Origin of the sequence: Bacillus sp. FSL K6-1338, from assembly GCF_038006965.1 — a bacterium.
Taxonomy (GTDB): Bacteria; Bacillota; Bacilli; order Bacillales; family Bacillaceae_G; genus Bacillus_A; species Bacillus_A thuringiensis_S.
In genome coordinates this window covers 104,945-129,132 of sequence record NZ_JBBOWI010000002.1, presented here as the reverse complement: position 1 = coordinate 129,132, position 24,188 = coordinate 104,945, and the positions used below count along the sequence as shown (strand labels likewise).

Genomic DNA, 24,188 nt, shown 5'->3' with positions numbered 1-24,188 from the left:
GGTACAAATATATGAAGAAGAACGTGAATAATGGATGGTTTCATAAGCTCTTTTCAGACTGGACAAACCTGCAAAATATCTAACGCTTATGTAGGAATGACTGATAAAATCCCAACCCGTGTAATTGTTCATCGACTAATAAAAGAATAACAGCGATTACAAGATCAAACTGTAAGGGAAAAAAGAATGAAATAAAGTATTCTGCTCGTAGCTAATACTTAGCGATATTAACAAGAAGTACCAATCATTTACTTGTGCTGATGGGAGAAGTAAATGATTGGTATTCTTTACGTTAGCCAATATAATTTTAATTTAAAACATGATAAGCATTCTTCCTCATTCATCGTTGCAAAAAAATAAAACGAGAAAGATTAGAATGCGAATTCAGGTGATGTTTTTATCATGTACTAATATTCGAGTTCATTTCAATGTGCTTAAGCTTTTTATTTTTTACTCTATTAGATATAGGTTCACATTACTAATCTAATTAAATTAGATTAGATTATTTAGGCACCCTATTCTGAATCCCATATTTCAATAAATTCAAAACCTTTTAAATCACTTTGTTCAATAAGAATCTTCAATTCATCTGAAATAAAAACAGCCGTGGGATGAATTTTCCCATTTATATAAACCTTAAAAATCATCTCATTTTGAACAGTATTACTATCAAATGCGAATTTTTCGCATCCTATTATTAAACCTGTAATCAGTTTTTTAAAAATTGCTTTATCACTATCAATTGCATCTAGTACATTCAACACATGGACCAAGTAATATACCTCACTAGTTGAATCGCGTAAAAGTGGTAAGAATTCAACATTATGGCCTATTGAAGGTTCTAATAATGTTTTTGCTTTTTCACTAACCATTAGGGCACCAATTTCTCCCCAGAAGTGTGGAAAATCAGTGGTCTTTCCTCCTTCTAAGCATTCAATAGGTAACTTTCTCCATGAATCTATTAGTTTTATTGTAGAGTTGAACTTCTCTTCAAAAAACTTTTTATCTTCTTTATAATTTAATAATTGAAAAGACTCATAGTTATCAGAAGAACTTCTTAATTCCCATATCTTCATAACGATTCTCCTTTACTACTGAGTAATATGTTGTTGTTTCTGAACCTTTACTTATTTATAATAAAAAGCTTATACAATTGCATAAGCTTTTTATTTCTTGCTATATTAGATATAGGGGTATCTAATTAAATTAGATTATTTAGGCACCCTCTTCCGAATCCCATACTTCAATAAATTCAAAACCTTTTAATTCACTTTGTTCAATAAGAGCCTTCAACTCGTCTGAAATAAAGACAACCGTCGGATGAATTTTTCCATTTATGTAAACTTTAAAAATCATTTCATTTTGAACTATATTAAAATCAAATGCGAACTTTTCACAACCTACTATAAGGCCTGTAATCAGTTTTTTAAAGATTGCTTTATCACCATCAATCGCATCTAGTACATTCAACACGTGGACCAAGTAATATACCTCACTAGTTGAATTGCGTAAGAGTGGTAAAAATTCAACATTATCACCTATTAAAGGTTCAAGTACTTGCTTGGCTTTTTCACTAATCATTGGAGCACCAGTTCCTCCCCAAAATTTAGGGAAATCACTATGAATATCTCCTTCAATACACTCTATATATATATTTCCCCATGAATTTGCTAAATGAGTTACTGAATTTATTTTTCCATCAATATATTTTTTGTGATCTTCTTCAAAATTTAATAACTGGAAAGACTCATAGTTATTAAACTTACTTTTTAATTCCCAAATCTTCATACTTTCCCTCCTACAGGATCTGTTACTTACTCAATTTTTATTACTTTGGTTGATTTAGTTTTATACTGCCATCTAATAATCCTTCTCTGATTGTTTGGAGCGCTGCAACAGCATCAGCTTGAGTACCACCAAACTCTTTAATCTCTGTCAACGTATTATATACTAATTCTATATACTCAGGTCCATGATTACCTATATGCATTGCCTCCGTAGTTACATATTTACTATCTATTGCTCGATATCCAGGTAAAAATACTCCGTTAGCAGCAGAGTTAGGATCTATTTCAAACTCTTTCATTAATTTTTGTATTTCCACTGCCCTACCATCGTTCCACGGTACAATATGATGTGCGGCATTATGGTATGGAGGCGGATCAATTCCAGCATCTTTTAGTTCTTCACGTAACACTTGAGATGCCGTATAAGAATTAGGATATTCCTTTTCTACAGTTACCCTATCAAGTACTTTATCTGCATATTCCTGAATTACATCTTGTACATCCTTAACTCTACTTTTTCTACCAGTCGTAGAAAACATAAATGTTTCACGAGCTTTTTGTAAGACTTCAAAACTTTTTATTTGATTGCTTCCAAATTCACTTGCACCTGCAAATGCCAACCGATCCGTCAGTGGCAATTTATTTGCGAAAGAAGACATTCCTGTAGAGAATTTTGCACCTTTTGCTAATGTAGTGACTTTACTTATCCCCTTATCACCAATAAGTCCAAGTCCAATTTGTGTAAAAGCATAACTTCCCCACTTAGCACGACTTTCAGCGTCTCCATTTATTACATCATTAATAAACGAATCTGATAATGTGTTCCACATAGCGGGTAAGGTTTCATTTAAATGAGTAAAAGCGTACCCCATGTTCTCCCATGTTTCCCATTTACCAAGGGCGAAAATACCATCTATTGTATCTTCAACTGCTTGACCCGTACCTGCTAAAATACCATCTATAATTTTTTCAGAAGTAGATTTTTCAGGAGGTTTCTTGCACACCGCTCCCTCTTCTATTGATCCTTCCTTTAAAAGATTATCAACTTGACGTTTTCTTTCATCAGCAATTTCTTGGATCGAAACGGTCCAATCCATATTTAATCCTTGTGTACTAAACGTACCACTTACAGGACTAAATCCTTTTCCACTTTGGACTTCAGCAAGGCCGGCAGTAAGGCTAGCTACAAGTTGAAGAGCTGTGTGGTAGTTATTACTGGACGTATAGTTAAATTCATATAGATGCTCTAATTTTTCTTGCAGTTTTTTTCTCATCTCGACTAAAACAATAACCATGGCATCTATTCCAGGCAATACTGTAGCAATACTAATTGATTCTATACTTGAGATCATTCGATTAATTTCTTGAATTTGCTCTCTTATTTCTTGTTCAATGACATCTGTGGAAGCAACTTGTGATTGAAAATCGCTTGGAAATGCATCATTTTGACGGATTAATTCTTCACATAAATAAATAATACCTTGTGCTAAAGGACGAAAAGTTTGGACAAAAAATATTTTTGCACTACTATATGTTTGCCCTTGTAAAACTGTATCAGTTGCAAAGGTATCAATTGATTGGATTGCTTGCTCCATAGCTTGGATAGTAGTGACACATACAGCATTCATGCTTTGGGTCTGATTTTGTACTTCCCCTAAATACATATTTAAACTCATGCTTTGTCCTCCCTTTTTAATCGCTGTTGCCGATAGGTAAGGTCGGTTTCTAAATCAATAAGATTGCGTCTTTCTTTAAGTAATGTTTCTTTTTGATTTTCCAATTCCAATGTTAATTTCCGCTCAATATGTTGCGACTCTTGAAGCTTATTCATAAAAAAATGAGAAACATCTTTATCACCATGCCATGTTTCTAAAATCCTATTAAATAAACGATTATTTCGATTTCTCAATTCGTGAAAGTCCATTTCTGCTTGTCCCTGGATTTGAATCTCCGTTTGATTTCGATCCTGTTTTTCAAATACTATCCGTAATTCATGATTAAGTTCATTTATTTGCTTTTCTACATCTTGACTCATCTTATTCTCCCTATCCTTCTCCCTTTACCGTAGGTTGCCACATTAGCGAAATGTCTTTTGTAGTTCGTTATCCATTCTTTCAAAATCCTTAGCTACTAAATGAATATTATCAATTGCTTGTTGAAAGGCCCCACAAAATTGTCTAGTCAAATCTAGCATTTGTTGATTCGCTTCTTGCGCCTGAGCATTAACAGATAGTGTAGTACGGCTCGCCTTTGCTATAGAACGATTTGTCGCACCTTGAATTGTATCCGATGCATTTTTCATTTGTGTAGCAATTTGTGTAGCCGTTTGAAAATTACTTTGAAAGTTTCCCATCATTTAAACCCCTTCTAGTTCCAAAATCATCAAGAAAATTATACCATGTAAGAATATTTCAATGTATCAAATATTTCTAGTAAGGAATTGATAGCTCTTAATGATAAGAATGAAGCTTTTCATACCGAATTTCAATTAAGGATCGCTTCAACAGATGTAGTTGAACTAGAACTATTAGAACAAATTGAAGAGATTGACCGAATAAGAACAAATACTGAAGTTACGAAGCAAGTTATGCCACTAGCAGATATGGGTGCAATGGGGAACAAATATTTTTATGGAGTTTGGTTTAGGATGAATTGAAAATAAAGGAGCAGGCCAAATTGGAAAAGTAACTTCCCTTGGAGACTCTGTAAAATTAACAAGATTCTCAGAGCATATCCCCTATTTCAAGTCCATTATCATTGAAAGACCGATTTGCTTTTGCTGGTATAAGTCCACTTAAAAATGAAAGACCTCCAATTAAAGATTTGTTTGTTACTGTATGTAGAGTGAACAGTAAGGGAGTAAACAATACTACAACTAAAAGGTTTGAAGTTACGAAAGTAGAGGAAAAAAACTCCCATGAATCTAGAGGTGCAAGTTTAAAGGAAATTAAATATACCAAAATCTCAACATCCAATCAGTCAAAAAATGGTGCCATTGACAGATAGTAATGGAAAATGAATACTAAATGTTGAACTACCCCCACTTTCACTTCGTTTAGAAGTGAGGGATTCCTAAGTAAAGAGTTCTATCGAACTCTAATTGATTAGGCTAACCCCGCAGTCCTTGCGGTTAGAAGCCTTATCGCTTCATTCTTTAGATTGATACTTGCGTTAATATCTCTATCATGATGTGTTTGACAAGAAGGACAGTCCCATTCACGTAGGTTGAGATTTTTAACGTCTTTATTTTGATACCCACAACAAGAACATAATTGGCTGGAAGCAAATGTTTTCGATACGACAATGACTTGTTTGCCATACCATTTTGCTTTGTATTCTAACATGGATCGAAATTGCGACCAAGATACCTCACTAATTGCTTTTGCTAACTTATGATTCTTTAACATATTCGATACTTGCAAATCCTCTATACCGATAACATCGTGGTTTTTGATGATTTCAGTTGAAATTTTGTCCAAGTAATCTTTTCTAGCATTGGATATGTATTCATGAATTCTAGCTACCTTTACTCGTTGTTTATTCCAGCGAGAAGATCCTTTCATTCTTCTAGAAAGCACACGCTGTGCTTTCGCCAACTTATCTTCTAATGATCGGAAAAACTTCGGATTTTCATAGTGGGTTCCATCTGACAAAATAGCGAAATCTTTTAGTCCTACATCTATTCCAATGTAAGAATGTGTTTTCGGAAGTTTTTGTACTTCTGTTTCAACTAATAGTGACACAAAATATCTACCAGAAGGGTTCCGTCTAACTGTAGCATTTACAATACGCCCCTCTACTTCGCGACTTTTGGCAAATCGAACAAGTCCTAGTTTCGGCAACTTTATTTTGTTCCCTACAACGGCAATGTTTTCATTTGTTTGTTTTGTGGTATAAGATTGTACGTTGTTCTTCTTAGATTTAAAGCGCGGTGCGCTGTTTTGTTTTTTGAAAAAGCGCGTATAAGCATCCGCAAGATTGCGAACAGACGACTGAATCGCAATACTATCCACTTCTTTTAGCCAAACAAGCTCTTTCTTCATGGCAGGTAGTTTGGCAGAGCATGTACCATAGGTCAAGCCTTTTCCTGTCTCTTTGTATGCATGATTCCATAAGGATAGGAAATGATTGAATACAAAGCGAGAACACCCAATCGTTTTGTTGATTAGAATTGCTTGTGCTTGATTTGGATAGATACGAAACTTATAGACTTTATTAATCATTATTTGATTCACCTCCATTTTGGTATATGACTATTATACACCAAACGTACATTCGATAGGTAGTGGAGTAACACTTTCTGTATGTCGAACAATTAAGATGGCTTCCTGCCATCCCTTGTTCGAAGCCAATTCATCTCCCACCTACTCACTGGGCTGTGAACCTTCACGCTTCTTGAGGAAGGAGTCTTCTTGGCTAAAATGATAAAAAGAAATGCCTCAAAAAAGATAAAATACCTACCCATTCAATTTAGGCAAAGAAATAAAAAAAATTGTACGTTTCTTTGCACTCTCTAAACTAATCTTCCCTCCATGTTTCTCCACTATATGCTTAGCAATAGTTAATCCAAGACCTGATCCCCCATTATTTTCTCGAGAATCATCTACTCGAACAAATGCATCAAAAATACTCTGTTTCATATCCTCAGGTATTCCAATTCCATTATCTATAATGTTTATATATACTTTGCTTTCATCCTCAATTAACGATACAAACACGGTCGTACCTGCCGTATTATACTGTAGGGCATTAGATATTATGTTAGAGATAGCACGGTATAGTAATCTGTTGTTAATTGGAGCAATCACTTCTTTAGAGGGAATTTGATATTGAAGGATTAAGCGCTTCACTTGAAATAAATCATAATATTCTACAAGCAATTCACGAATAAACTCAGATACATCAGTTGGATGTACTTCAAAAGGGTAATCAGAATGCTCTAATTTAGACAGTTCAAAAATATCTTCAGTTAATACCGTAATGATTCGAATCTTATTATATATTACATTCAAAGTTCTTTCTCTTTCACTTTTTTCTGTAATGATCCCTAGTTGTAATGCTTCAATATAACCTTGAACAGTTGTAATTGGTGTCCTTAAATCATGAGACAAATCTACAAGCATCTTCTGCTTGGTTTCTTCCAACCTCTTCTTCTCTTTCTCTATTTTATCGAGTTTTTCAGACATAACATTAAACGAATGCTGTATTTGCATTAACTCAAAATATGTTTCATAGTTTAACCTTTTATCATATTTCCCACTAGCAATTTCCTCAAATCCAGTTGCTAGTTTATCCAATGGCCTGGTTATTTTCCTAGCAATTTGCCTACTAAATATATATACATTCATAGAGAAAAATACAAAAAATAAAACGATTGTAGTAAGCAATATCTTATAAAAAACATATACGTATTCCTCATTTTTATCAGAAAACGTATATTCATACTTTATTGCTTTTTTAGGAACCTTAACAAGGCAATATAATGTTTCACCTTTTTTCGTTACAAATGTTGCTACAGATGAATAATAAGGAAGCTTATCATTATCAAATAATAATTTAGTAAATTCTCTTTGTGAATATGATAAAAGCTTATCCTTCTTTTCCCCTTTGGTATAGATAACTTGTAAATTTTCATTAAGAATTTCTACCCAACCACCAAATGATTCTATTGATTCTGCATTAATAGTTTTAAAGTTTTCACGAACTACTTCACTTGCCTTTAATTTATTTAGCTTTCCTAGTTGCTTTTCTGTTTGATACATCAAAAATATAAATAAAATTATTACGGTGAAACCTATTGCTAGTGCAAATATAACGTAATTTTTAATCAAGATATATAAAACTTTATTTTTCATAAAGTTCTTCCTTCCTAGCAAATCTATACCCAAGTCCCCGGATCGTTTTTATATAAACTGGATTCTTAGGAGAATCCTCTAATTTCTCTCGCAGTCTACTAATATGAACCATAATCGTATTATCATCTGCACAGTAATACTCCGACCATACACTTTCAAAAATTTGTTTTTTAGTAAATATTCTCCCTGGTTCTTCCATAAAAAGTGTTAAGATTTTATATTCCGTAGCACTGAGAGAAATGGATTCGCTTGATTTATAGAGTGTACAAGAATGATGATCTAATACTAAATCACCCATATGAATTTGCTTCTCCTTACCTTCTACAGCCTTATCATTAAATTCATAGGACCTTCTAAGATGAGCTTGAACTCTAGCTATAATTTCTAAAGCACTAAATGGCTTTGTAATGAAGTCATCTGCTCCAATCCCTAAACCTATAATTTTATCTACTTCTTGAGATTTGGCTGACAATATAAGTATTGGAAATTGTAACGTCTCACGAATTTTTTTGATTAATTGATAACCATCCATTTTAGGCATCATAATATCAACAATAGCTAAATCAATATGATTTTCTTCTAGACACTTTAAGGCAACTTCACCATTTGAAGCCTCTACAACAAAAAAATTTTCCATTTCTAAAAAAAGCTTTAAAAGATCAATAATATCTTTGTCATCATCAACAATTAATATATTTTTTTTCATACTCTCCCTCGCATCAGTCAGAATTTTCAAAATTCTATTTAAGGTTATTGTAAGATAAATGAAAGTGACATGAAAGACTAACCGTTTAATATACAGGTATGAATAAAAAAAGGAGGCATTATCACATGAAAAAATTTGTTGGAATTGCGTTAGCAGCTACCATTGGAATTGGAGGTTTAGGAACTTTTGCTACTACTAAAACTCACGCTGCAGTAAACAATCAAGAATCAACAAAATCGGGTTATCAAGTATCTGACGTGCAAGGTGAATTTATGCATATTAAAGTGGGGAAACCTTGGTCAATGACGCCAAGCGGAAATCAATACAAATATGTCTTATTTAGTGAAAACAAAATTTATGTAAACCCTAAAACTGGTGTAGTAACAGCATATGAAGAAGGAGCAGCTGAAGGCAGAGTACTCGATAAAAATGGAAATGTTGTTGCTATTTGGTATATCACAGCTTTTAAATAATAAAGGGTTAATTTTACAAGGTCGAAAAGAGCATCTTTAAGTTTATTATGAGAGTATTAAAAGAATTTCAATACTTGTAATTACCCTAAAATAAAAAAGCTTATCTTTTAACACGTAATGATAAGCTTTTTTATTATTCTTTTCATTTTTTGTTTTCGGAAGTATTTCTTTAAGTTGATAGTAATGCGGTGCTATTCCATCACTATCTACAACTTTATAGTATCCCAAAACGGAAACAACGAGTTGTATTTATATAAATAGCTTTTGGAAAACTAATAATTTTGTTTAGGGATACTTTAAGATTTTAGCTTAAATGACATATAGTTTTACCTCATACAGATTGATTAAAACATTAAACTTAAACGTGTTATTTTTAGCATTCTAAATAATCGGGTTCAATGTATTTTTCTGTTTCAGGAGAGCTTTTAATTTCTATAGGATATTTCTTAAAAGCTACAACAGTAATCCTATCTTCTTGAACTAAACTTCTGGATTCATTTATAGAAGAGAAACCTGTTCGCGTTAAAAAATTGTATAGAGAGGATTTTGTCATCCAAAAACTAGTAACGTTATCTAATGATGCCCATTTTGATTGTAAACGTTCTTCTATTGATGAATTAGCAGAGTGTTCTAGCATTGTGTGTCCCTTATATTCATAATTTTTATAAAGTACTGATACATTGGGAGTAGAAGTGATATGAGTATCAATTATTACAAACCTTTTGCATACTTCATATACTTTTTCTAAAAAGGGGAATACATCTGAGCAGTCTAAATGATATAAAATACCAGAGCATAAAACAATATCAAATTGACCATATTTTTCAGCACTTAAATTTCTTACATCATCTTGATAAAAGGTTAAGTTTTCCAACCTTAATAAATCTTTAGCGAATATAGCTTTTTGTATGTTTGATTCTCTTCCTTCTATCCCTACAACAGTTGCTCCTTGCATAGCAAACTCAATAGCGTAATGCCCCTCTAAACAAGCTAAATCTAAGATTCGAAGATTTTTAAAATCACATTGTGTGATATCTTGAATCATTGTCACAATTTTTTTTAATGCAGGATTTGGTTGTCGAATATCTCTTGTATATAGAGTATCCGTTAATTTAATATCATAAGCGGTCCATTCACCATATTTACGAATAATGTTTTCTTTTTCGAGAACAAAATCTTTCATGATACATTTCGCCACCTTTAACATAATATTATGTGTAATATATATCTTTATATGATCAATATATGTGTGTATAACTTGTATTTAGACGAAGGTAAACATTTTAATCCAACCAAGAGAAGATGATTCATGTGAAACAATTTATTAAATTTCCTCTGACATTTTTAGTTATGTTCCTAGCCAATTTAGCGAACTATTATTTTATCCTAGTTATGTAATAATAAAAGCCTTCCTAATTATAGGAAGGCAACGTTCTAAAATGAAAACCTATATTTGATTTATAATTAAATCACCTCAAACTGATAATATACACTTTTCCCATTCTCCCTAGTTACTTTAACTTCAGCAAACCCTTTGCCAATGACATCCATCCTAACCATTCCATCGTCTTGTAATGTAACTTTTACAACTTTTTCTCCACCTTTTATTGTATGCTTTGCTGCAACTCCTTCCTCAATCCTAGATTGACCAACACGCCAACAGTCACTGCACTTTTTTGTGCTCTTAGATATCATTTCATTTTTTACATGTACGCTGTTAGTAGATGCATCAGCAATACCATTTGTACTCAACAAAATTAAGGAAGTTACTAAACCTATTCCCAGTTCCTTTAACATTATTTCATCCCTCCTGTGTTAATTCATACCTGTATATTAAACTGGGATTCTTTCAGGTAACTTTCATTTACCTTACAATAACCTTAAATACCTTTCTGTAGATATTGAATTCTTTGGAATAAAGAATTCACATATTCATCAATTTAAAAGTTGTAAAAGGAACTCAAGGCAAAAAAATATACCCCTTCATTTGAGAATATCAATTTTCTCATTTTAGGCATTTCATTTATTATCTTATTAGCAATGTGGAGGCATATTAGACTTTAGAATCCTTACCTTTTCCGTCTAATAGAAATACCCTTTTTGAGGTTTAAGTCAATATGATGGATACTTATCAAAAATCTAAGGAATTATATATAGTTAAATAAATATAATTCATATTAAACAAATGACTAAAACTAAGTTTTATAAGGATGTTTTCAGTTTAATCACACTAAGTTTAAACTTCTTGAATTTGAAAGTATAAACTAAAAAAAACGCCCAATTCAAGACGGTTTTTTCCATGTTTATATTAATCTTTTAAATATTGCCATGTTCAAGTAAAGGTTTGAACATATTTTCCATATGGATTGGCCCTACATTATTAGCTAATGAAGGTGAAATGTCTTTATAAATTAAAGAAGTAAAATTTAGTATAGTATTTTAACTTAATATACAAAACAATATTAGTACACCTATGACACTCTAAATTGTCACAGGTATATTTTCTAAAACTCTTTTTTATCACCCTGTTTTAACTCCCTCCCCAGCTCCCTACATTGTAATTTTAATAATCTAGTCTCGGCACATACTTTTTTTTGTAAAAAAACTATAGTACAATAAATAACCAAAAGATCCATTTCCAGATTGTCCCCATTTATGTACCTTTTAGTTCATTTTCTGCTATTAGTTCCTTTGTTACATACATCAAATACATAATGACTGGGAAAATTAGATAACTAACAGTTTTACCTTTATCAGTAATAGGATGCCTTTCTTCGACTAGAACAACTTTTATTATTAGCAGAGTTCCCCTAGATCAAATGTAACAATTTATGAGTAGAAGAATATTTTCTGAACTTTAATGTAATGTAAAATTAGTAAAGAACGTATTTCATGAAAAAATGTTAACTAATAAAGAATTAGAAGTGATTATGTGAATAAATTATTACTATCATGTTTATTAGTTACATTCTGTCTAAATACCGCAGGATGTTCTAATGATATGACTATACTAAAGGATAGTTCTAAACCTTCAACACCTACGAAGGTTAAATGCATTAACAAAGCGTGGTACAAAAAATATATATCATGTAATAGTTTATGATAAAGGTCATAAGACGAAATTATTATATATTAATCATGCTATAAACATGTTGTAATTAATTGTTCTACATTTACCTAAAAAGGCTATCAATAATGGTGGTCTTGTTTATATTGGTGAGATTGTACTAGTATGATGGAATAGATTTAACTGTATGACGTAGGGTGGTTGGTTGCTGTCCTTTCTCTTTTTTATATAGAGGGAAAGGAGGTAACTCCTATGATGGAATATTTACTGTCTTTGCTACAGGATTTGTTGAAGGTATTTTTGACAATTCTTGTTACTGGTTATGGAAACAAACTAGTGAGTAATATTAGCAAAAAACGTAAAAGAACCTCCCTACGCCGTCGGAAGCAAAAGGGAAGTTCTAGAAAAAGAAAATAACTTTATTTAGTAACTATCCGCCTTACGGCAACAGTTACCAGAAGAGATGTATAGAGCATCTCTTCTTTTATTATATACCCAAGGTATTACTGTAATACTACTGTAGTAATAATTATATCAAATGAACATAAAAAATCAATGTGTAAACAATGGGTGTAATGGATAAAAGAAAAGACACCCTAAGGTGCCCTCCTCCGACTTATAAATCAAATCTATATTTTATTCACTTTATTCAGTATGGTGATGATGGCCTTTGTATAGCACTAGAACCAAATCACGCTATAAGCATTAGTGGACATCATGACATTCAAAATCAGTCTTTTATCGTTTTCCGACAGAAGACTCCTTCCTCAAAAATGTGAAGGTGTGAAACACCAATTTTAGGTGGAAGATGAATGTCGGTTGGCATAAGCCAACATATTTGTTATCATTTACTTGTACAGATTGCTCTTCGAAAACTGAAGATATGAGGTTGGTTGCAGAAAAACGTTGCAACCGTAAAATCTTCAACGTTCTATCGCCCCACGCTTCTCAAAATTGCGAAAACCAAGCTAAAGTAGATAGTGTGGTGAGTCAGCGTACAAGATACTTATGTTCTCACCGTAGGGACTGCGGGTAGAGCCTGCTAAGATAACTGGTGGATACATCGGTGTTCGCAGGAATCTCCCACTTCAAACGTCCGTTAGGACGTTAAGTGGTGAGTAGTTCAAGTCCGCTAATACTTAACGTAAGTTTTGGTTTTGTTATTACACAGACTACTATATCCTCTCTAATGACTGTGGTTGCATTGTCAAATACTAAAAGTATAAAATCTATTTATATCATTTTAATGATTTTATTTCCTCGTATTCCCTCATTTTCTTTTAAAATATCGCTTTCTTTATGCCAGCCTTGTCCATGAACTCAACAGCTTTGATCTTCCCTGCCTGCCTTCCATTCCTTGCTTGTTATCCTCTTTCATGTACCAAGCATTAGAATTGAAACCTTTGAGATTACTGTTTCCTTAACCGCAAAGAAAACGCTAAACTTCATATATACTTTTGAGGATGTTCTGTAATACTAATCGGTTTTTATGATAATTATTCATAAGTGGATAATTCACTACGGACCTCGTCTATTGTATCCCTAGCACTTCTTAACGATTTTAAACATTTTCCTAATTTCGCTAAATCTGTTTGGCTCGCAGCATCTCCATAGTTGTCTATAACAAATTGCAAGTTATCCATCGCCTTTAAAATAGATGAATGTAGACCCTTTAATTCTGTTGGGGGTTCTACATATCGTACACTTGAGATGAGATAAGACATTTTATAGAAAACATCGCCTACATCTGAAACCCATGATTTGTTTATAGTACCCTTAATTTCTGCATCAGCCTCTAAAATACTAAATCTGTTCGCCACATCAGATAGATCCTTTAAATAATCATCCATTACCCATGCATAATGCTGCTTGTCTAAATGTTTATAATCACTTGTTTCGGCTCCTTGCTTTACTTCTTTTTGATTTCCTATATTTTTTTTATCCGCAGTGAATTCCTCAACTGCTGCTGTAATGGCCTTTATACCTTTTTTGCTACCAACAAGAGCATCGATAGTTAAAATACTACAGATAAAAATCACAAACATGGCAATCCACTTAGCCCATTTCAGCATAAAAAAACTCCTTACTTAATATATTTCTCCTAAATTATAATAAAGGATTAACGACCATCATAAACACTATGTCTCTTTACCTAATACCTTACCTTCTGTTTTACCAAAATCGACATCTTTAAGTAAATCTATATCATGTCAAAAATTCATTTTTAAATAATAAATTATTAAATCATAATATAACACTATATTATTTTTATATCAAGAATATTTTTCCAAACTAAAGATCATTCATAGCCCCTCTTTTCACCATTAAACCTAATTTATATATGATAAATAAAAAAAAGAGGATCGCCCCATACTAGAGCAGATCCTCTCTTTCACTTCACATACACATAGGCTTCGTTTGCTGTTATATAATATGTTTTACCTTTACTATTGTGCACTCTATATTGTGGTGAATTATTTACAATTACCTTTGTATCAATAATGAATCCTAAACCCATATCTACAGTACCGGCAACATCTTTATCTTGCCAAGATGGAGAATCATAGAAACGTAAATTATTTACTTTTGAAATAACTCTTTTACCAATTACTGTAGCAGGTTCATTGCCTTGGCAACGAATATATGAAGAATCGTAATAAATCCATTGGTTACCACCAAAATGTAACCAGTTCCCTAATTTATTCCATACTTTATAAGCCTCACCTTTTTGTAGCTTACGAATAACACTATTTTCTGTTGATGGTCCAGAGCGGAGATTTACATTGTATCCTTCAATATATGCAATACCATTCGACTCTACTGTACCAGATATTTCATTTGGTTTTTGTGGTTTGGTATCCACTGTAACCGTGCTCCCGTTATAAACCTTTAACACGTCTGCTCGGAACTTAGCCTCAGATACGCCATGACTACGAAGATAATCCAGTGGATCTTCATGGTCTGTCCCACCTAATTTATAAGTAATATCCCTATGTGTCCATAATCCTTTAGAGGGATGAATATTTCGTTCTCGCAAGATTTCCCCAATTAATTCTATATATTTTTCATATGAACGTTTAAATTTCAATGGATCACTTGTCTCACACAATTCAACATGAACAAATCTAGCATTTGCTGCGGGACCTGCCCCCCATGCCTGATGTTTTGTAGATGCAATTTGAATTTTTTCATTCCAATCCACTGCGTAGTGAACAAACGCTGAACGCCATGTGCGAGACTCATATTTTTGAATATTAATTGCTGGCGCCTCTGGGGTAGCTGTAGAATGTGCCACAACACCTTCATAAGCTCCAACACCATAACGGTATGGTTGTTTTGGTAAATCAGGAATAAATAGAATTCTATCAGCAAATACATTTGTTTCAATTGATAACACTAAAATAATAGCAACAACTATGGATAAAATATGCTTGTATTTCTTTTTCATTTTCTATCGGCATCCCTTTTTATAATTTTTGTATGGTCAAATAATCCACTAGCTGACAATCCGATAATCATTCCTTGAAATAGATTCATTTTAATATCTTGAGACAAAAATAAAACACCTAGCGTAATGCCAAGTGTTAAATTAAATAACGGAATATATTTTGTTTGCAGTCCAGTTGTTTTTGCAATTTGTGAAATCCCTACAACAACCCCAATCATTGCTGTAATTTCAATCATTACATACCTCCTCCTTTCAAAAAGAAGGTAAGAGCAGCTCCAATTAGTCCACCAATAATAAGGCGTAGTATCCAAGTTGTATTAGCACTGATTTTGTCTAATTGCTTATTAATATTAATAATGTCCTTTTCATTACCTGTCGTCCGCATTTCTAAACTTCTAATCTCTAATCGTATTTCCTTAATATCTTGCCTTATTTCCTGAACATCACCCTTCACCTCTTGTAAACTATCCATTTTACCACCTCTTTCCTACTTCTTATTTAATTCAACATAAACAAATTACGCACTAAACTACTCCTTTTATTCTTGAATCGATACATAAAAACAACTTAGTATAGAACACTACTGACATTTTCTATTTCCAATCATACTCCAATCCAAAAATTAAATAGCCACTCATACGAGTGACTCTAATTCTTTAACCTTATCTCACATCAAAATGTTCTTCTTTTACCCATGCATTATTTCCAATCGCCAAATAACCATCTTTTCGTGCCAAAATTCTATATGGAACAGACCCGTCTACAAAGCCTGTATAATTTCCGTTAGGACCATCATACGTGTTAATACCGCCACCTGGTGGATATTTTGAATAAGCACTGAACCATTGTACATCGAAATGTTCCAGAGCAGCCCATGCCTCGTTTCCGAGACAAATCATAGGATTTTCATACCACGCTGCATCTATAATAAGATACGGTGTTTTATCATAAATTACCCTCGTAAAATATCCTCCTTGCGGTTGGCTATATAAATTAATCCCTCCATTATTCGGATATTTATTTACAGCAATCCCCAGACCTACTGGCTGTATTGGTTTATTATTGTTGTTAAATGCTTTATTTACCTTCTCAATGAATTGATCCAATCTTCCCTCGTCAAGCATACGGTGTGGACAATGTTTCCCACTCCACGATTTATGTGTACGTACATTACTAATTGGAATGTTGAATTGTTTCATTAACTGAGCTATAACAATTGCTGCATTATCTTCCGCCTTATAATATCTATCCCCACCGCTTAAAGAATAGCAAATTTCCACTCCGATGGATTTACGATTACCATTTCCGTTACCATCACCAGCATGCCAAGCATTACGATCAAACGGAATACCTTGTACTGCTTCTTTGTCATCTACTGCAACATGGAACGAAACTGCATTATTATTTCCAATCATATAAGAAATTTCATTTTCAGCTGATGCATCATTGTACGTATTATGTACTGTGATGAATTCTGGCTTCATTGCATTGGGACATTTTATAGCATATTTACTTGAATCCACTAATTTTTTTCTAATCTCCATTACTGAACATCTCCTTTTTATTCTCTCGTTTTTATTACTTAAAATTCTCACTGCATTATTTAGTACATCTAGTAACCTAATCTCCATACGGCCAGCATTATCTCTAATAAATTCCTTGTCTTCACCTGCTAAAAAAGAAAAAGAGCAACTGTTTATCAGTTGCTCTTCCTTTAATTCCTCTCTACACTCCTACACCATCGTTTTAAACGAATTCATAAAAAAGTATCACACTGCTTCTTCCATTTAATTTGATATTTATAGATTTCAAAATACTATCTCACATTAAAATGTTCTTCTTTTACCCATGCATTATTTCCAATACCCAGGTAACCATCTTTTCGTCCTAAAAGTCTATACGGAACAGACCCATCTACAAAACCTGTATAATTTCCGTTAGGACCATCATACGTATTAATACCGCCACCTGGTGGATATTTTGAATAAGCACTGAACCATTGCACATCGAAATGTTCCAGAGCAGCCCATGCCTCGTTTCCGAGACAAATCATAGGATTTTCAAACCATGCTGCATCTATGATAAGGTACGGTGTTTTATCATAAATTACTCTCGTAAAATGTCCACCTTGTGGTTGGCTATATAGATTAATACCCCCATTATTTGGATATTTATTTACAGCAATTCCAAGACCTACTGGTTGTATCGGTTTATCAGTATTGTTGCCACTGTCACCTTTCCCCAAATAATCTAGTGGATTCACAGCATTACTCTTACTAGCATCCCAGCGCCCTTTATGCAATTCAAAATGTAAGTGTTGGCCACTAGACTCCCCTGTGTTCCCCATAACCCCAATAGTTTGTCCTTGTGTAACATAATCGCCTACTTTTACTGTTCGAGAACCACTACGCATATGAGCGTATACAGTTTCCCATGTAACTCCATCAATAGTATGCACAATCATAATACATTCACCATAACTAGATGAAAGATAAGAACGGCTAACCTGCCCGCTAGCTGCTGCATAAATCGGATGATAGCCCGCTTCAGCAAGGTCTACCCCATGATGATCTGGTCTACTACCTCTAAAACCACTTGTTACTCTTGTTGTATCTGTAGGATAAATAAATTTTGCCATATTAGTCTTCCTTTCTATTTTTACACAATATAAAAAAGGTGCTTGAATGAGCACCTTCGTTCACTGTCTATATTTATTATTTTTTGGATGTATTTTAGCTTTTCAAATCTTAAGATTAACCGAACAAAAAGCTCCCCGTTATTATCTAACATCAAAATGTTCTTCTTTTACCCATGCATTATTTCCAATACCTAGGTAACCATCTTTTCGTCCTAAAAGTCTATATGGAACAGACCCATCTACAAAACCTGTATAATTTCCGTTAGGACCATCATACGTGTTAATACCGCCACCTGGTGGATATTTTGAATAAGCACTGAACCATTGCACATCGAAATGTTCCAGAGCAGCCCATGCCTCGTTTCCGAGACAAATCATAGGATTTTCAAACCATGCTGCATCTATAATAAGGTACGGTGTTTTATCATAAATTACTCTCGTAAAATGTCCTCCTTGTGGTTGGCTATATAGATTAATACCACCGTTATTCGGATATTTATTTACAGCAATCCCCAAGCCCACCGGTTGTATTGGTTTATTGTTATTACCAGCTTCATCAAAATCTACATATTGCTTAACAATTTCAGAGTAGAAGAAATTCCCTCCATTTTTATATCGGTAGCCACCATTGTATGCAATGGCAATAGGCTGACTATACTTGACCATAGCACCAGTTGTATTACCAAGTGATGGCGCAACAACCGTTTTAGAATACAGATCTGCCACTGGTAATGAATGCTGTTTATTATTAGATGCTAACCAACGAAGGTAAGCTCGTCCAAAATTATATGATTGAACAATGGCACTTAAATCTGTAATACCATTTTTCTTTGCATCATCAAAAGCTCCTTTTAGATGCTTTACTCCATAATAAATTGAATCTTTAGGATTTTTAATTGTATTCATCGCCCAACCTTGTGATTCACTGGACTGCATAATATCAGATGTTGTTTCAGAGTTTCCTCCACTCTCCACCATAATAATCCCAAGTACGTAGGGAACTAATTCAGACACACCTTGTGCTGAACATTCACTTTCTACCATTGATTGCCAACGTAACACTTGTTGTGGCAGATTCTTTGTTTTAACTGAAGCAGCTAATATACTCATTACTAAATCTCTCCTTATTTTCCTATTATTTTTTCTATAGAACTCTTAATCTACTAATTACATCTAACACTTAAATGAAAAAATTTTTTAAAATTACTTCATGTTGCTCACCTTCTTTCACAACAAAAAGAGCAACCATAAAAATAGTTGCCCTTTCGTCGAAATCTTATATTACTACTATAAATCACTTTTTCAATACTTTCTGTACACTGCATGTACCCTACAAAAAGGTAACATTAAAACCCATCTACAAACTTGACAATCTTTTTTATTTCAGCATGTTTTCGGCGAATATAACCTGTACTATAATGTAATTCAAACGCTATTTGTTCTAAAGTCATTCCATCAACATACTTCATTTTGAGAATTTGATGATCTAATCCTGTAAACTTATTAATTAAAATCTTTAAATCAAATACTTCATTGATCTTATGTCCTAATTCATATCCAATCGCTTCAATCCGATCTTCTACTTTAGCCCCTTCGGATTCAGCAGTTAATCGTACATTTTGTAAGTCTCCACTAGTCCAGCGCTTTAATTCTGCTTTTGATTTGTCTAAGTTATATTCTAAATATGCTATTTCTTCTTCTAGTTTCTGATAATCTTTGAGCCAGTCAAACATATAATAATCCCCCTACTTTTCTTTATTTAAATCCTGCTTTTATTTTGATCACCAAAGATAAACTAACCTTTATTATCAATTTAATAAAATTTATAAATATTAATTATGATTTATATTCTTTTAATAAAGTTTTTAATCTCTCACGCTCTTCTTCAATAGTTAACTCATTATTTTTTATAGGCTGATCTTCTGGAACATCTTCTTTTTCATGTAACCATTCTGGTACCATTTCACTTCGATTAGTATTCCCTGATCCAAATTGTTTTTTATTCTTACCAAGATCAAACTGTGCATCTAGCATAGCTACATCCTTGAGTGTTTTTACCTTTTTGGTTTCCCATTTTTTAAGAATCCCACGTACATATCTCCACTTTGGTACATTTTCATCAATTGATCTATTTACTGCTTCCCCAATTAGTTCACTACCTAATGATTCACAAAATACACCAAGCTCTCTAATCGCTATTTCACTTAATGAAATTCTATTCTTCATTAAAAATTGATGACTTATTTTAAAATCATCATTTATTAACCTTTGTGAGATTAATTTTTGTTTATTATCATGACGATGATTTATATTTTGTATATCAGTATTTAGTTCTTTCGTACTTTGTATATTAGTATTTAGTAGCTTGTGATTTTCCACCGGTAGGTTACCAGCAACAGGTTTTCCAGCAGGTGGGTTTTCCACTGGTGGATAATCATCCACTGGGATTTCGTAAATAATTGTCTCCCACCTAACAATTTTGTTTTTTTCATCTCTAACAGGAAATCTTCTAATATATCCGTACTCTTTTAATTCCTGCATTCCAGCTCTTAAGCTATTAATACCGTCTTTTGCATGTTGCGATAACTCTTCTCTATAAAACACCCAATCATCTGGAAGTGTGAGTATGTAAGCTAATATTCCTTTCGCCTTCCAAGAAAGCCTCTTATCCTTTAGACCGGTATTATTAATAACGGAATAATTATTATCTTTTTTTACTCGAAAAATCCCCATATTATCTACCTCTCATATTTTCAAACCTTTTTTACTTACTTATTGCAACCTTTAACTTCCTCATAAAAAAATCTACTTTCCAGACTTATTAAACCAAAGTGAGGCCAAAAAGAACTTAAAGTTCGATTTATTACTAAAAAAAATATCATCTACACTCTTATCAAAAAACTGTGCAATCTTCCTAGCTGTCTCCATTGATGGCGTTCTTTCTTTTTGATCTATCATTCGAATATAGCGTTCAGTTACTCCGCAATAGCTAGCAATTTCTTTATATAAGTTTTTTTTCGGATCGTACATTTTATTTCCCATTACCCTACCTCCATAAGAACAATTAGTTCTAAATACAGATTAAAGAACTAATTGTTCTTTGTCAATGCACAAAAGAACTTTTTGTGCTAAAATAAACTCAAAGAGAACAATTAGTTCAATTAGAGAGGTGAACAATGTGATAGGACTTAGAATAAAATCCTTACGAAAAAAAGAAAATTTAACTCAAAAACAGCTGGCAGAAAAAATTGGAGTATCCCAAAGAATGATAGGTTACTACGAATCAGAAGAGAGGTTCCCTCCACATGATGTTCTCAGTAAATTAGCTGATTGCTTTTCAGTTTCAGCTGACTATTTACTTGGTCGATCTGTTGCAGACGAACCAAACGAACAAGTAACGCCAAAAGATGAGAAAGATATAGCAAAAAGAATGGAAAAAATAAAGAAAGATTTACAAGGCGAAGATGGCTTAATGTTCTCTGGTGAACCTATGAGTCAAGAAGCAGTAGAGTCATTATTAGATGCGATGGAGTACATTGTAAAACAAACAAAAGTAATCAATAAAAAATACGTGCCTAAGAAATATCGTAATCCAGACGATAACTGATGCAAGCTTAGGAGGGAAAACATTGAAATTCGTCATTAGAGATCTAGTCCAACAACTTAGCACCAAATACAACACGACAAACCCCTATGAGCTTGCAGATTACTTAAAAATACATGTACTAACATGGGATTTACATGAAGAAATAAATGGTTTTTATAAATATGAAAAAAGAAATCGTTTCATTGTTATTAATACTAATTTATCTCCATCTATGCAGAGAACTGTTTGTGCTCATGAATTAGGACACGCGGTTCTACATACTCATGCAAATACACCTTTCCTGCGTAAGAATACATTCTTTTCCGTTGATAAATTAGAGATAGAAGCAAATACATTTGCTGCGCTTTTGTTAATTGACAAAAAGACCATTCAACCTGGTGATACAAAAGCATGTATAGCATACAAAAATAATATTCCAGTTGAACTATTAGAATTCTATAAACCTTTTTAAAAAGGGCTGAGGTCTTATGATTCTGCCTTTTCTGACAATCAATCTTAAGCTCTAAATAACCATTACCTAAATTAAATTTGTAATGCTGTGATTTCTATAACTTCAATGAAAAAGTATTTCATATTTATACATGAAGGTACGCATTGAACTTATATTGTTTTTTTATAATAATGAGCCTAAAATATATTTTAAAGATAAACCACTATCATTACTCATTTTAAATTAAAAAAAGAATCCACAATAAGCGGATTCTTTTTTTGAGATTTTAAAGAGGATCATTAATGACCTCCATATAAACTTTGAATAGCTGAGATATCATCTTGCGCTAAATTTCTTTTAATTAAATTTGAACCAACAGTTGGAAACATAATAGACCCTTGGACATCAGAATGTTCTAAACCTAGTGTATGCCCAATTTCATGGACTGCAACTGTCTCAATATCAAATTGCTCTCTAAATGCACCAATACACCAAGTATGTTCACTATCGTCAAAATGAATAGGTAATGGTAATGCGTTTGTAATAATAGAACATCCCGGAGGAAAATCAGCGTGAGCTAATGTTCCTCCTGTCATATCCAAATCTTCATCATTTGCATTTCGCCATCCAATTATAAGATCAGGATTTTCATCTTTTGCAACTTCTGAAAACTTAAGGCTAGAAACATTTTCCCATGTTTTAAAAGCATTTCTCACAGCTTGAATAGCGTCTGGCTTCGGAACGTCTGCTGTAATATTGTCAAATGCATATGTAAGATTTTTTTTATCCCAAGAACATCTAATTCTAAATGTAATACCATTATTAAAATCCGGTAGTGCACATCGACTAGTTTGCATTTGGCTACGGGTTTCATCATTAAAATCCCCCGTTTTGTTTAACTTGTTAAATTTTTGATACATTTCTAACGCTTTAGATGTAGTATCATCTAACCTATTCACCTCGTACGTATCTTCTTTCAAATACCCAAATCTAGAGAGATACTTCTGTACATGCTTGAATTCCTTTTGCTCTTCTCCGACGTCTAATGATTTTACTTGAGTTAATTTAGCAAACGGTTCTAACTGTTTTTTCATTATTTCACCTACTAAAATAAATTTCGAAGGTACGACTTACCTATCCCTTCAAAATTCATCTTCCCCTAAAAAAAAATATATATACTATTAATAATTTGACCTATGGAATAGTTTTAAATCACATAGTCAAGGCTGATCAAAAATGAAATGCAGGTAAATATAAGCAAGATATTTTAAAATATTTTGATTGGAGAGAGATTTTCCCTGAAGGTAAAGGTCATCGAACGCTTCTCAAAACACATATAGTGTATGAGGTCGAGAAATAATTTTAATCTCTACTTATAATGTGACAAACATAACTTTAATAAAACTTATAGATTTATCCTTTGAAAAAGAGAGCTAGAAATGTCTTGCACTAATCCTAAAAAATAAGAAACCACTGTTGTTTTATCAATGATTTCTTATTTTTATAAAAAACAAAACCCATATATTTTTATACTTAATTTTAGTTTTCTTAATTCAAATATAAGTATTGCTATTTTAATGTAATTTAAACCCTCTCCTCGTTAGAGGAATGAAATTTTATTGAACTCCGTCTACTTTGCGACTTTACAGCCTATTATAAGTAGTTCAATTCTCTAACATGGATTGTGGAACAACTTTTTTTCCTACTATCTTAAATTCAATTTCTCCATCATCCCCATATATTAGTTCTATAACTGGAATAGTTACCATTACTTTTTCTTTCTTTTTTCTTACTGCTTCTAAGTCAATTATTTTCATCATACAATCCCCTTTATTTCTTATAAACAAGGAGAAAGCACTCATTTGAGTGCTCTCTCCTTGTTTATAAGTGGACCTTGTAGGACTCGAACCTACGACCGAACGGTTATGAGCCGTTTGCTCTAACCAGCTGAGCTAAAGGTCCAAAGCATACATCTTACTCATATATTGTATTTATATATAAAATTTTACCACATGAATTATCAATTTACTTTACTTTCTATTTAATATGCACATTTGCATCATGTTAACAGTGTTTATACTCCTCATTCTATACACTTTCTAAGTAGTAGTATCTTTTCATATCTTTAACGAAATTTTTTAACAATAAAACATAACTTTACGATTAAAATTTAATGT

27 protein-coding genes, 1 tRNA gene and 2 pseudogenes are annotated in these 24,188 nt (G+C 32.8%); 7 read left to right on the top strand and 23 right to left on the bottom strand.

The window, feature by feature from the left end; all coding sequences use genetic code 11:
• Nucleotides 1-30: 30 nt before the first annotated feature.
• A pseudogene (locus NZ044_RS27720) lies at nt 31-380 on the top strand (IS4 family transposase); the annotation flags it as partial.
• Nucleotides 381-515: 135 nt separating this feature from the next.
• Here NZ044_RS27720 and NZ044_RS27715 read toward each other — a convergent pair.
• The 5 genes from NZ044_RS27715 to NZ044_RS27695 form a co-directional block, all read right to left on the bottom strand.
• Nucleotides 516-1,076: an imm11 family protein gene (locus tag NZ044_RS27715; RefSeq protein ID WP_340950087.1), complete on the bottom strand. Its 561-nt coding sequence runs from the start codon at nt 1,074-1,076 to the stop codon at nt 516-518.
• Nucleotides 1,077-1,215: 139 nt separating this feature from the next.
• Nucleotides 1,216-1,788: an imm11 family protein gene (locus tag NZ044_RS27710; protein ID WP_016078296.1), complete on the bottom strand. Its 573-nt coding sequence runs from the start codon at nt 1,786-1,788 to the stop codon at nt 1,216-1,218.
• Between the two features lie 40 nt (nt 1,789-1,828).
• Nucleotides 1,829-3,463 (bottom strand): AHH domain-containing protein, encoded by a 1,635-nt coding sequence (locus NZ044_RS27705; protein ID WP_340950086.1) that lies wholly within the window; start codon nt 3,461-3,463, stop codon nt 1,829-1,831.
• Nucleotides 3,460-3,822, bottom strand: a complete 363-nt coding sequence (locus tag NZ044_RS27700) for a DUF3958 family protein (RefSeq protein ID WP_074790096.1) — start codon at nt 3,820-3,822, stop codon at nt 3,460-3,462. The genes NZ044_RS27705 and NZ044_RS27700 overlap by 4 nt, the downstream gene beginning before the upstream one ends.
• Before the next feature lie 42 nt (nt 3,823-3,864).
• Nucleotides 3,865-4,143 carry a TIGR04197 family type VII secretion effector gene (locus tag NZ044_RS27695; RefSeq protein ID WP_074790097.1) on the bottom strand — a complete coding sequence of 93 codons (279 nt, stop codon included), beginning with the start codon at nt 4,141-4,143 and terminating at the stop codon, nt 3,865-3,867.
• A gap of 84 nt (nt 4,144-4,227) precedes the next feature.
• Here NZ044_RS27695 and NZ044_RS27690 point away from each other — a divergent pair, with 84 nt between their 5' ends.
• Together NZ044_RS27690 and NZ044_RS30915 are read left to right on the top strand one after the other, a co-directional pair.
• Nucleotides 4,228-4,443, top strand: coding sequence for a hypothetical protein (locus NZ044_RS27690; RefSeq protein WP_170265090.1), 216 nt, complete (start codon nt 4,228-4,230; stop codon nt 4,441-4,443).
• Nucleotides 4,397-4,578: pseudogene (locus tag NZ044_RS30915) on the top strand (hypothetical protein); the annotation flags it as partial. The gene NZ044_RS27690 and the pseudogene NZ044_RS30915, both read left to right, overlap by 47 nt.
• Before the next feature lie 313 nt (nt 4,579-4,891).
• On the opposite strand, the gene tnpB reads toward NZ044_RS30915, so the two are convergent.
• From tnpB to NZ044_RS27670, 3 genes are all read right to left on the bottom strand, one after another.
• Nucleotides 4,892-6,010 (bottom strand): IS200/IS605 family element RNA-guided endonuclease TnpB, encoded by a 1,119-nt coding sequence (gene tnpB / locus NZ044_RS27680; RefSeq protein WP_340950085.1) that lies wholly within the window; start codon nt 6,008-6,010, stop codon nt 4,892-4,894.
• A gap of 234 nt (nt 6,011-6,244) precedes the next feature.
• Nucleotides 6,245-7,642 (bottom strand): sensor histidine kinase, encoded by a 1,398-nt coding sequence (locus NZ044_RS27675; protein WP_340950084.1) that lies wholly within the window; start codon nt 7,640-7,642, stop codon nt 6,245-6,247.
• Complete coding sequence (locus NZ044_RS27670) at nt 7,632-8,348, bottom strand: response regulator transcription factor (RefSeq protein ID WP_074790473.1); 717 nt, start codon at nt 8,346-8,348, stop codon at nt 7,632-7,634. The genes NZ044_RS27675 and NZ044_RS27670 overlap by 11 nt, the downstream gene beginning before the upstream one ends.
• Nucleotides 8,349-8,473: 125 nt before the next feature.
• Between NZ044_RS27670 and NZ044_RS27665 the strand changes: the two genes are divergently transcribed.
• Complete coding sequence (locus tag NZ044_RS27665; protein WP_340950083.1) at nt 8,474-8,821, top strand: hypothetical protein; 348 nt, start codon at nt 8,474-8,476, stop codon at nt 8,819-8,821.
• A 373-nt stretch (nt 8,822-9,194) separates the two neighbouring features.
• On the opposite strand, the gene NZ044_RS27660 is transcribed toward NZ044_RS27665, so the two are convergent.
• Together NZ044_RS27660 and NZ044_RS27655 are read right to left on the bottom strand one after the other, a co-directional pair.
• Nucleotides 9,195-10,004 carry a class I SAM-dependent methyltransferase gene (locus NZ044_RS27660; protein ID WP_016083101.1) on the bottom strand — a complete coding sequence of 270 codons (810 nt, stop codon included), beginning with the start codon at nt 10,002-10,004 and terminating at the stop codon, nt 9,195-9,197.
• Nucleotides 10,005-10,285: 281 nt separating this feature from the next.
• Nucleotides 10,286-10,618, bottom strand: a complete 333-nt coding sequence (locus tag NZ044_RS27655; RefSeq protein ID WP_016083102.1) for a hypothetical protein — start codon at nt 10,616-10,618, stop codon at nt 10,286-10,288.
• Nucleotides 10,619-12,140: 1,522 nt separating this feature from the next.
• On the opposite strand from NZ044_RS27655, the gene NZ044_RS27650 reads away from it, so the two are divergent.
• Complete coding sequence (locus tag NZ044_RS27650) at nt 12,141-12,305, top strand: hypothetical protein (protein WP_165375055.1); 165 nt, start codon at nt 12,141-12,143, stop codon at nt 12,303-12,305.
• A gap of 1,079 nt (nt 12,306-13,384) precedes the next feature.
• Here the strand turns inward: NZ044_RS27650 and NZ044_RS27645 are convergent.
• The 10 genes from NZ044_RS27645 to NZ044_RS27600 all read right to left on the bottom strand — a co-directional run bounded on the left by NZ044_RS27645 (nt 13,385) and on the right by NZ044_RS27600 (nt 21,016).
• A complete protein-coding gene (locus NZ044_RS27645; RefSeq protein ID WP_340950082.1) occupies nt 13,385-13,960 on the bottom strand; it encodes a hypothetical protein in 576 nt (191 codons plus the stop codon).
• Nucleotides 13,961-14,280: 320 nt separating this feature from the next.
• Complete coding sequence (locus tag NZ044_RS27640) at nt 14,281-15,336, bottom strand: N-acetylmuramoyl-L-alanine amidase (RefSeq protein WP_340950081.1); 1,056 nt, start codon at nt 15,334-15,336, stop codon at nt 14,281-14,283.
• The gene (locus NZ044_RS27635) at nt 15,333-15,572 is read right to left on the bottom strand and encodes a hypothetical protein (RefSeq protein ID WP_000570185.1); all 240 of its coding nucleotides are present in this window, start codon (nt 15,570-15,572) and stop codon (nt 15,333-15,335) included. The genes NZ044_RS27640 and NZ044_RS27635 overlap by 4 nt, the downstream gene beginning before the upstream one ends.
• Nucleotides 15,572-15,808, bottom strand: a complete 237-nt coding sequence (locus tag NZ044_RS27630) for a hemolysin XhlA family protein (RefSeq protein WP_000377827.1) — start codon at nt 15,806-15,808, stop codon at nt 15,572-15,574. The genes NZ044_RS27635 and NZ044_RS27630 overlap by 1 nt, the downstream gene beginning before the upstream one ends.
• Nucleotides 15,809-15,998: 190 nt before the next feature.
• Nucleotides 15,999-16,880 carry a peptidoglycan recognition protein family protein gene (locus NZ044_RS27625; RefSeq protein WP_340950080.1) on the bottom strand — a complete coding sequence of 294 codons (882 nt, stop codon included), beginning with the start codon at nt 16,878-16,880 and terminating at the stop codon, nt 15,999-16,001.
• A 272-nt stretch (nt 16,881-17,152) separates the two neighbouring features.
• Nucleotides 17,153-17,974: a M23 family metallopeptidase gene (locus tag NZ044_RS27620; protein WP_063549719.1), complete on the bottom strand. Its 822-nt coding sequence runs from the start codon at nt 17,972-17,974 to the stop codon at nt 17,153-17,155.
• Between the two features lie 141 nt (nt 17,975-18,115).
• Nucleotides 18,116-19,084: a lysozyme family protein gene (locus NZ044_RS27615; protein ID WP_340950079.1), complete on the bottom strand. Its 969-nt coding sequence runs from the start codon at nt 19,082-19,084 to the stop codon at nt 18,116-18,118.
• 236 nt (nt 19,085-19,320) lie between these two features.
• The gene (locus NZ044_RS27610; protein WP_000460737.1) at nt 19,321-19,707 is read right to left on the bottom strand and encodes a hypothetical protein; all 387 of its coding nucleotides are present in this window, start codon (nt 19,705-19,707) and stop codon (nt 19,321-19,323) included.
• A gap of 103 nt (nt 19,708-19,810) precedes the next feature.
• Nucleotides 19,811-20,707, bottom strand: a complete 897-nt coding sequence (locus NZ044_RS27605) for a DnaD domain protein (RefSeq protein WP_016078277.1) — start codon at nt 20,705-20,707, stop codon at nt 19,811-19,813.
• Nucleotides 20,708-20,779: 72 nt separating this feature from the next.
• A complete protein-coding gene (locus NZ044_RS27600; RefSeq protein ID WP_000527100.1) occupies nt 20,780-21,016 on the bottom strand; it encodes a helix-turn-helix transcriptional regulator in 237 nt (78 codons plus the stop codon).
• Nucleotides 21,017-21,152: 136 nt separating this feature from the next.
• On the opposite strand from NZ044_RS27600, the gene NZ044_RS27595 reads away from it, so the two are divergent.
• Together NZ044_RS27595 and NZ044_RS27590 are read left to right on the top strand one after the other, a co-directional pair.
• Nucleotides 21,153-21,581, top strand: coding sequence for a helix-turn-helix domain-containing protein (locus tag NZ044_RS27595; protein WP_325857033.1), 429 nt, complete (start codon nt 21,153-21,155; stop codon nt 21,579-21,581).
• A gap of 22 nt (nt 21,582-21,603) precedes the next feature.
• Entirely contained in the window at nt 21,604-22,032 is a 429-nt protein-coding gene (locus tag NZ044_RS27590) for an ImmA/IrrE family metallo-endopeptidase (protein ID WP_065705253.1), read from the top strand.
• A gap of 278 nt (nt 22,033-22,310) precedes the next feature.
• Here NZ044_RS27590 and NZ044_RS27585 read toward each other — a convergent pair whose 3' ends face one another.
• The 3 genes from NZ044_RS27585 to NZ044_RS27575 form a co-directional block, all read right to left on the bottom strand.
• Nucleotides 22,311-23,105 carry a matrixin family metalloprotease gene (locus NZ044_RS27585; RefSeq protein ID WP_086407465.1) on the bottom strand — a complete coding sequence of 265 codons (795 nt, stop codon included), beginning with the start codon at nt 23,103-23,105 and terminating at the stop codon, nt 22,311-22,313.
• 570 nt (nt 23,106-23,675) lie between these two features.
• Nucleotides 23,676-23,828 (bottom strand): hypothetical protein, encoded by a 153-nt coding sequence (locus NZ044_RS27580; protein ID WP_153602776.1) that lies wholly within the window; start codon nt 23,826-23,828, stop codon nt 23,676-23,678.
• 71 nt (nt 23,829-23,899) lie between these two features.
• A tRNA-Ile gene (locus tag NZ044_RS27575) sits at nt 23,900-23,973 on the bottom strand.
• Between the last annotated feature and the right edge of the window lie 215 nt (nt 23,974-24,188).

Coding starts and splice junctions, on each gene's coding strand:
- NZ044_RS27640 (WP_340950081.1), bottom strand. CDS start 15,336: ATGAAAAAGAAATACAAGCATATTTTATCCATAGTTGTTGCTATTATT.
- NZ044_RS27700 (WP_074790096.1), bottom strand. CDS start 3,822: ATGAGTCAAGATGTAGAAAAGCAAATAAATGAACTTAATCATGAATTA.
- NZ044_RS27695 (WP_074790097.1), bottom strand. CDS start 4,143: ATGATGGGAAACTTTCAAAGTAATTTTCAAACGGCTACACAAATTGCT.
- NZ044_RS27670 (WP_074790473.1), bottom strand. CDS start 8,348: ATGAAAAAAAATATATTAATTGTTGATGATGACAAAGATATTATTGAT.
- NZ044_RS27630 (WP_000377827.1), bottom strand. CDS start 15,808: ATGGATAGTTTACAAGAGGTGAAGGGTGATGTTCAGGAAATAAGGCAA.
- NZ044_RS27585 (WP_086407465.1), bottom strand. CDS start 23,105: ATGAAAAAACAGTTAGAACCGTTTGCTAAATTAACTCAAGTAAAATCA.
- NZ044_RS27610 (WP_000460737.1), bottom strand. CDS start 19,707: ATGTTTGACTGGCTCAAAGATTATCAGAAACTAGAAGAAGAAATAGCA.
- NZ044_RS27665 (WP_340950083.1), top strand. CDS start 8,474: ATGAAAAAATTTGTTGGAATTGCGTTAGCAGCTACCATTGGAATTGGA.
- NZ044_RS27655 (WP_016083102.1), bottom strand. CDS start 10,618: ATGTTAAAGGAACTGGGAATAGGTTTAGTAACTTCCTTAATTTTGTTG.
- NZ044_RS27705 (WP_340950086.1), bottom strand. CDS start 3,463: ATGAGTTTAAATATGTATTTAGGGGAAGTACAAAATCAGACCCAAAGC.
- NZ044_RS27710 (WP_016078296.1), bottom strand. CDS start 1,788: ATGAAGATTTGGGAATTAAAAAGTAAGTTTAATAACTATGAGTCTTTC.
- NZ044_RS27660 (WP_016083101.1), bottom strand. CDS start 10,004: ATGAAAGATTTTGTTCTCGAAAAAGAAAACATTATTCGTAAATATGGT.
- NZ044_RS27635 (WP_000570185.1), bottom strand. CDS start 15,572: ATGATTGAAATTACAGCAATGATTGGGGTTGTTGTAGGGATTTCACAA.
- NZ044_RS27580 (WP_153602776.1), bottom strand. CDS start 23,828: ATGAAAATAATTGACTTAGAAGCAGTAAGAAAAAAGAAAGAAAAAGTA.
- NZ044_RS27715 (WP_340950087.1), bottom strand. CDS start 1,076: ATGAAGATATGGGAATTAAGAAGTTCTTCTGATAACTATGAGTCTTTT.
- NZ044_RS27645 (WP_340950082.1), bottom strand. CDS start 13,960: ATGCTGAAATGGGCTAAGTGGATTGCCATGTTTGTGATTTTTATCTGT.
- NZ044_RS27615 (WP_340950079.1), bottom strand. CDS start 19,084: ATGAGTATATTAGCTGCTTCAGTTAAAACAAAGAATCTGCCACAACAA.
- NZ044_RS27605 (WP_016078277.1), bottom strand. CDS start 20,707: ATGGGGATTTTTCGAGTAAAAAAAGATAATAATTATTCCGTTATTAAT.
- NZ044_RS27675 (WP_340950084.1), bottom strand. CDS start 7,642: ATGAAAAATAAAGTTTTATATATCTTGATTAAAAATTACGTTATATTT.
- tnpB (WP_340950085.1), bottom strand. CDS start 6,010: ATGATTAATAAAGTCTATAAGTTTCGTATCTATCCAAATCAAGCACAA.
- NZ044_RS27600 (WP_000527100.1), bottom strand. CDS start 21,016: ATGGGAAATAAAATGTACGATCCGAAAAAAAACTTATATAAAGAAATT.
- NZ044_RS27625 (WP_340950080.1), bottom strand. CDS start 16,880: ATGGAGATTAGAAAAAAATTAGTGGATTCAAGTAAATATGCTATAAAA.
- NZ044_RS27650 (WP_165375055.1), top strand. CDS start 12,141: ATGATGGAATATTTACTGTCTTTGCTACAGGATTTGTTGAAGGTATTT.
- NZ044_RS27620 (WP_063549719.1), bottom strand. CDS start 17,974: ATGGCAAAATTTATTTATCCTACAGATACAACAAGAGTAACAAGTGGT.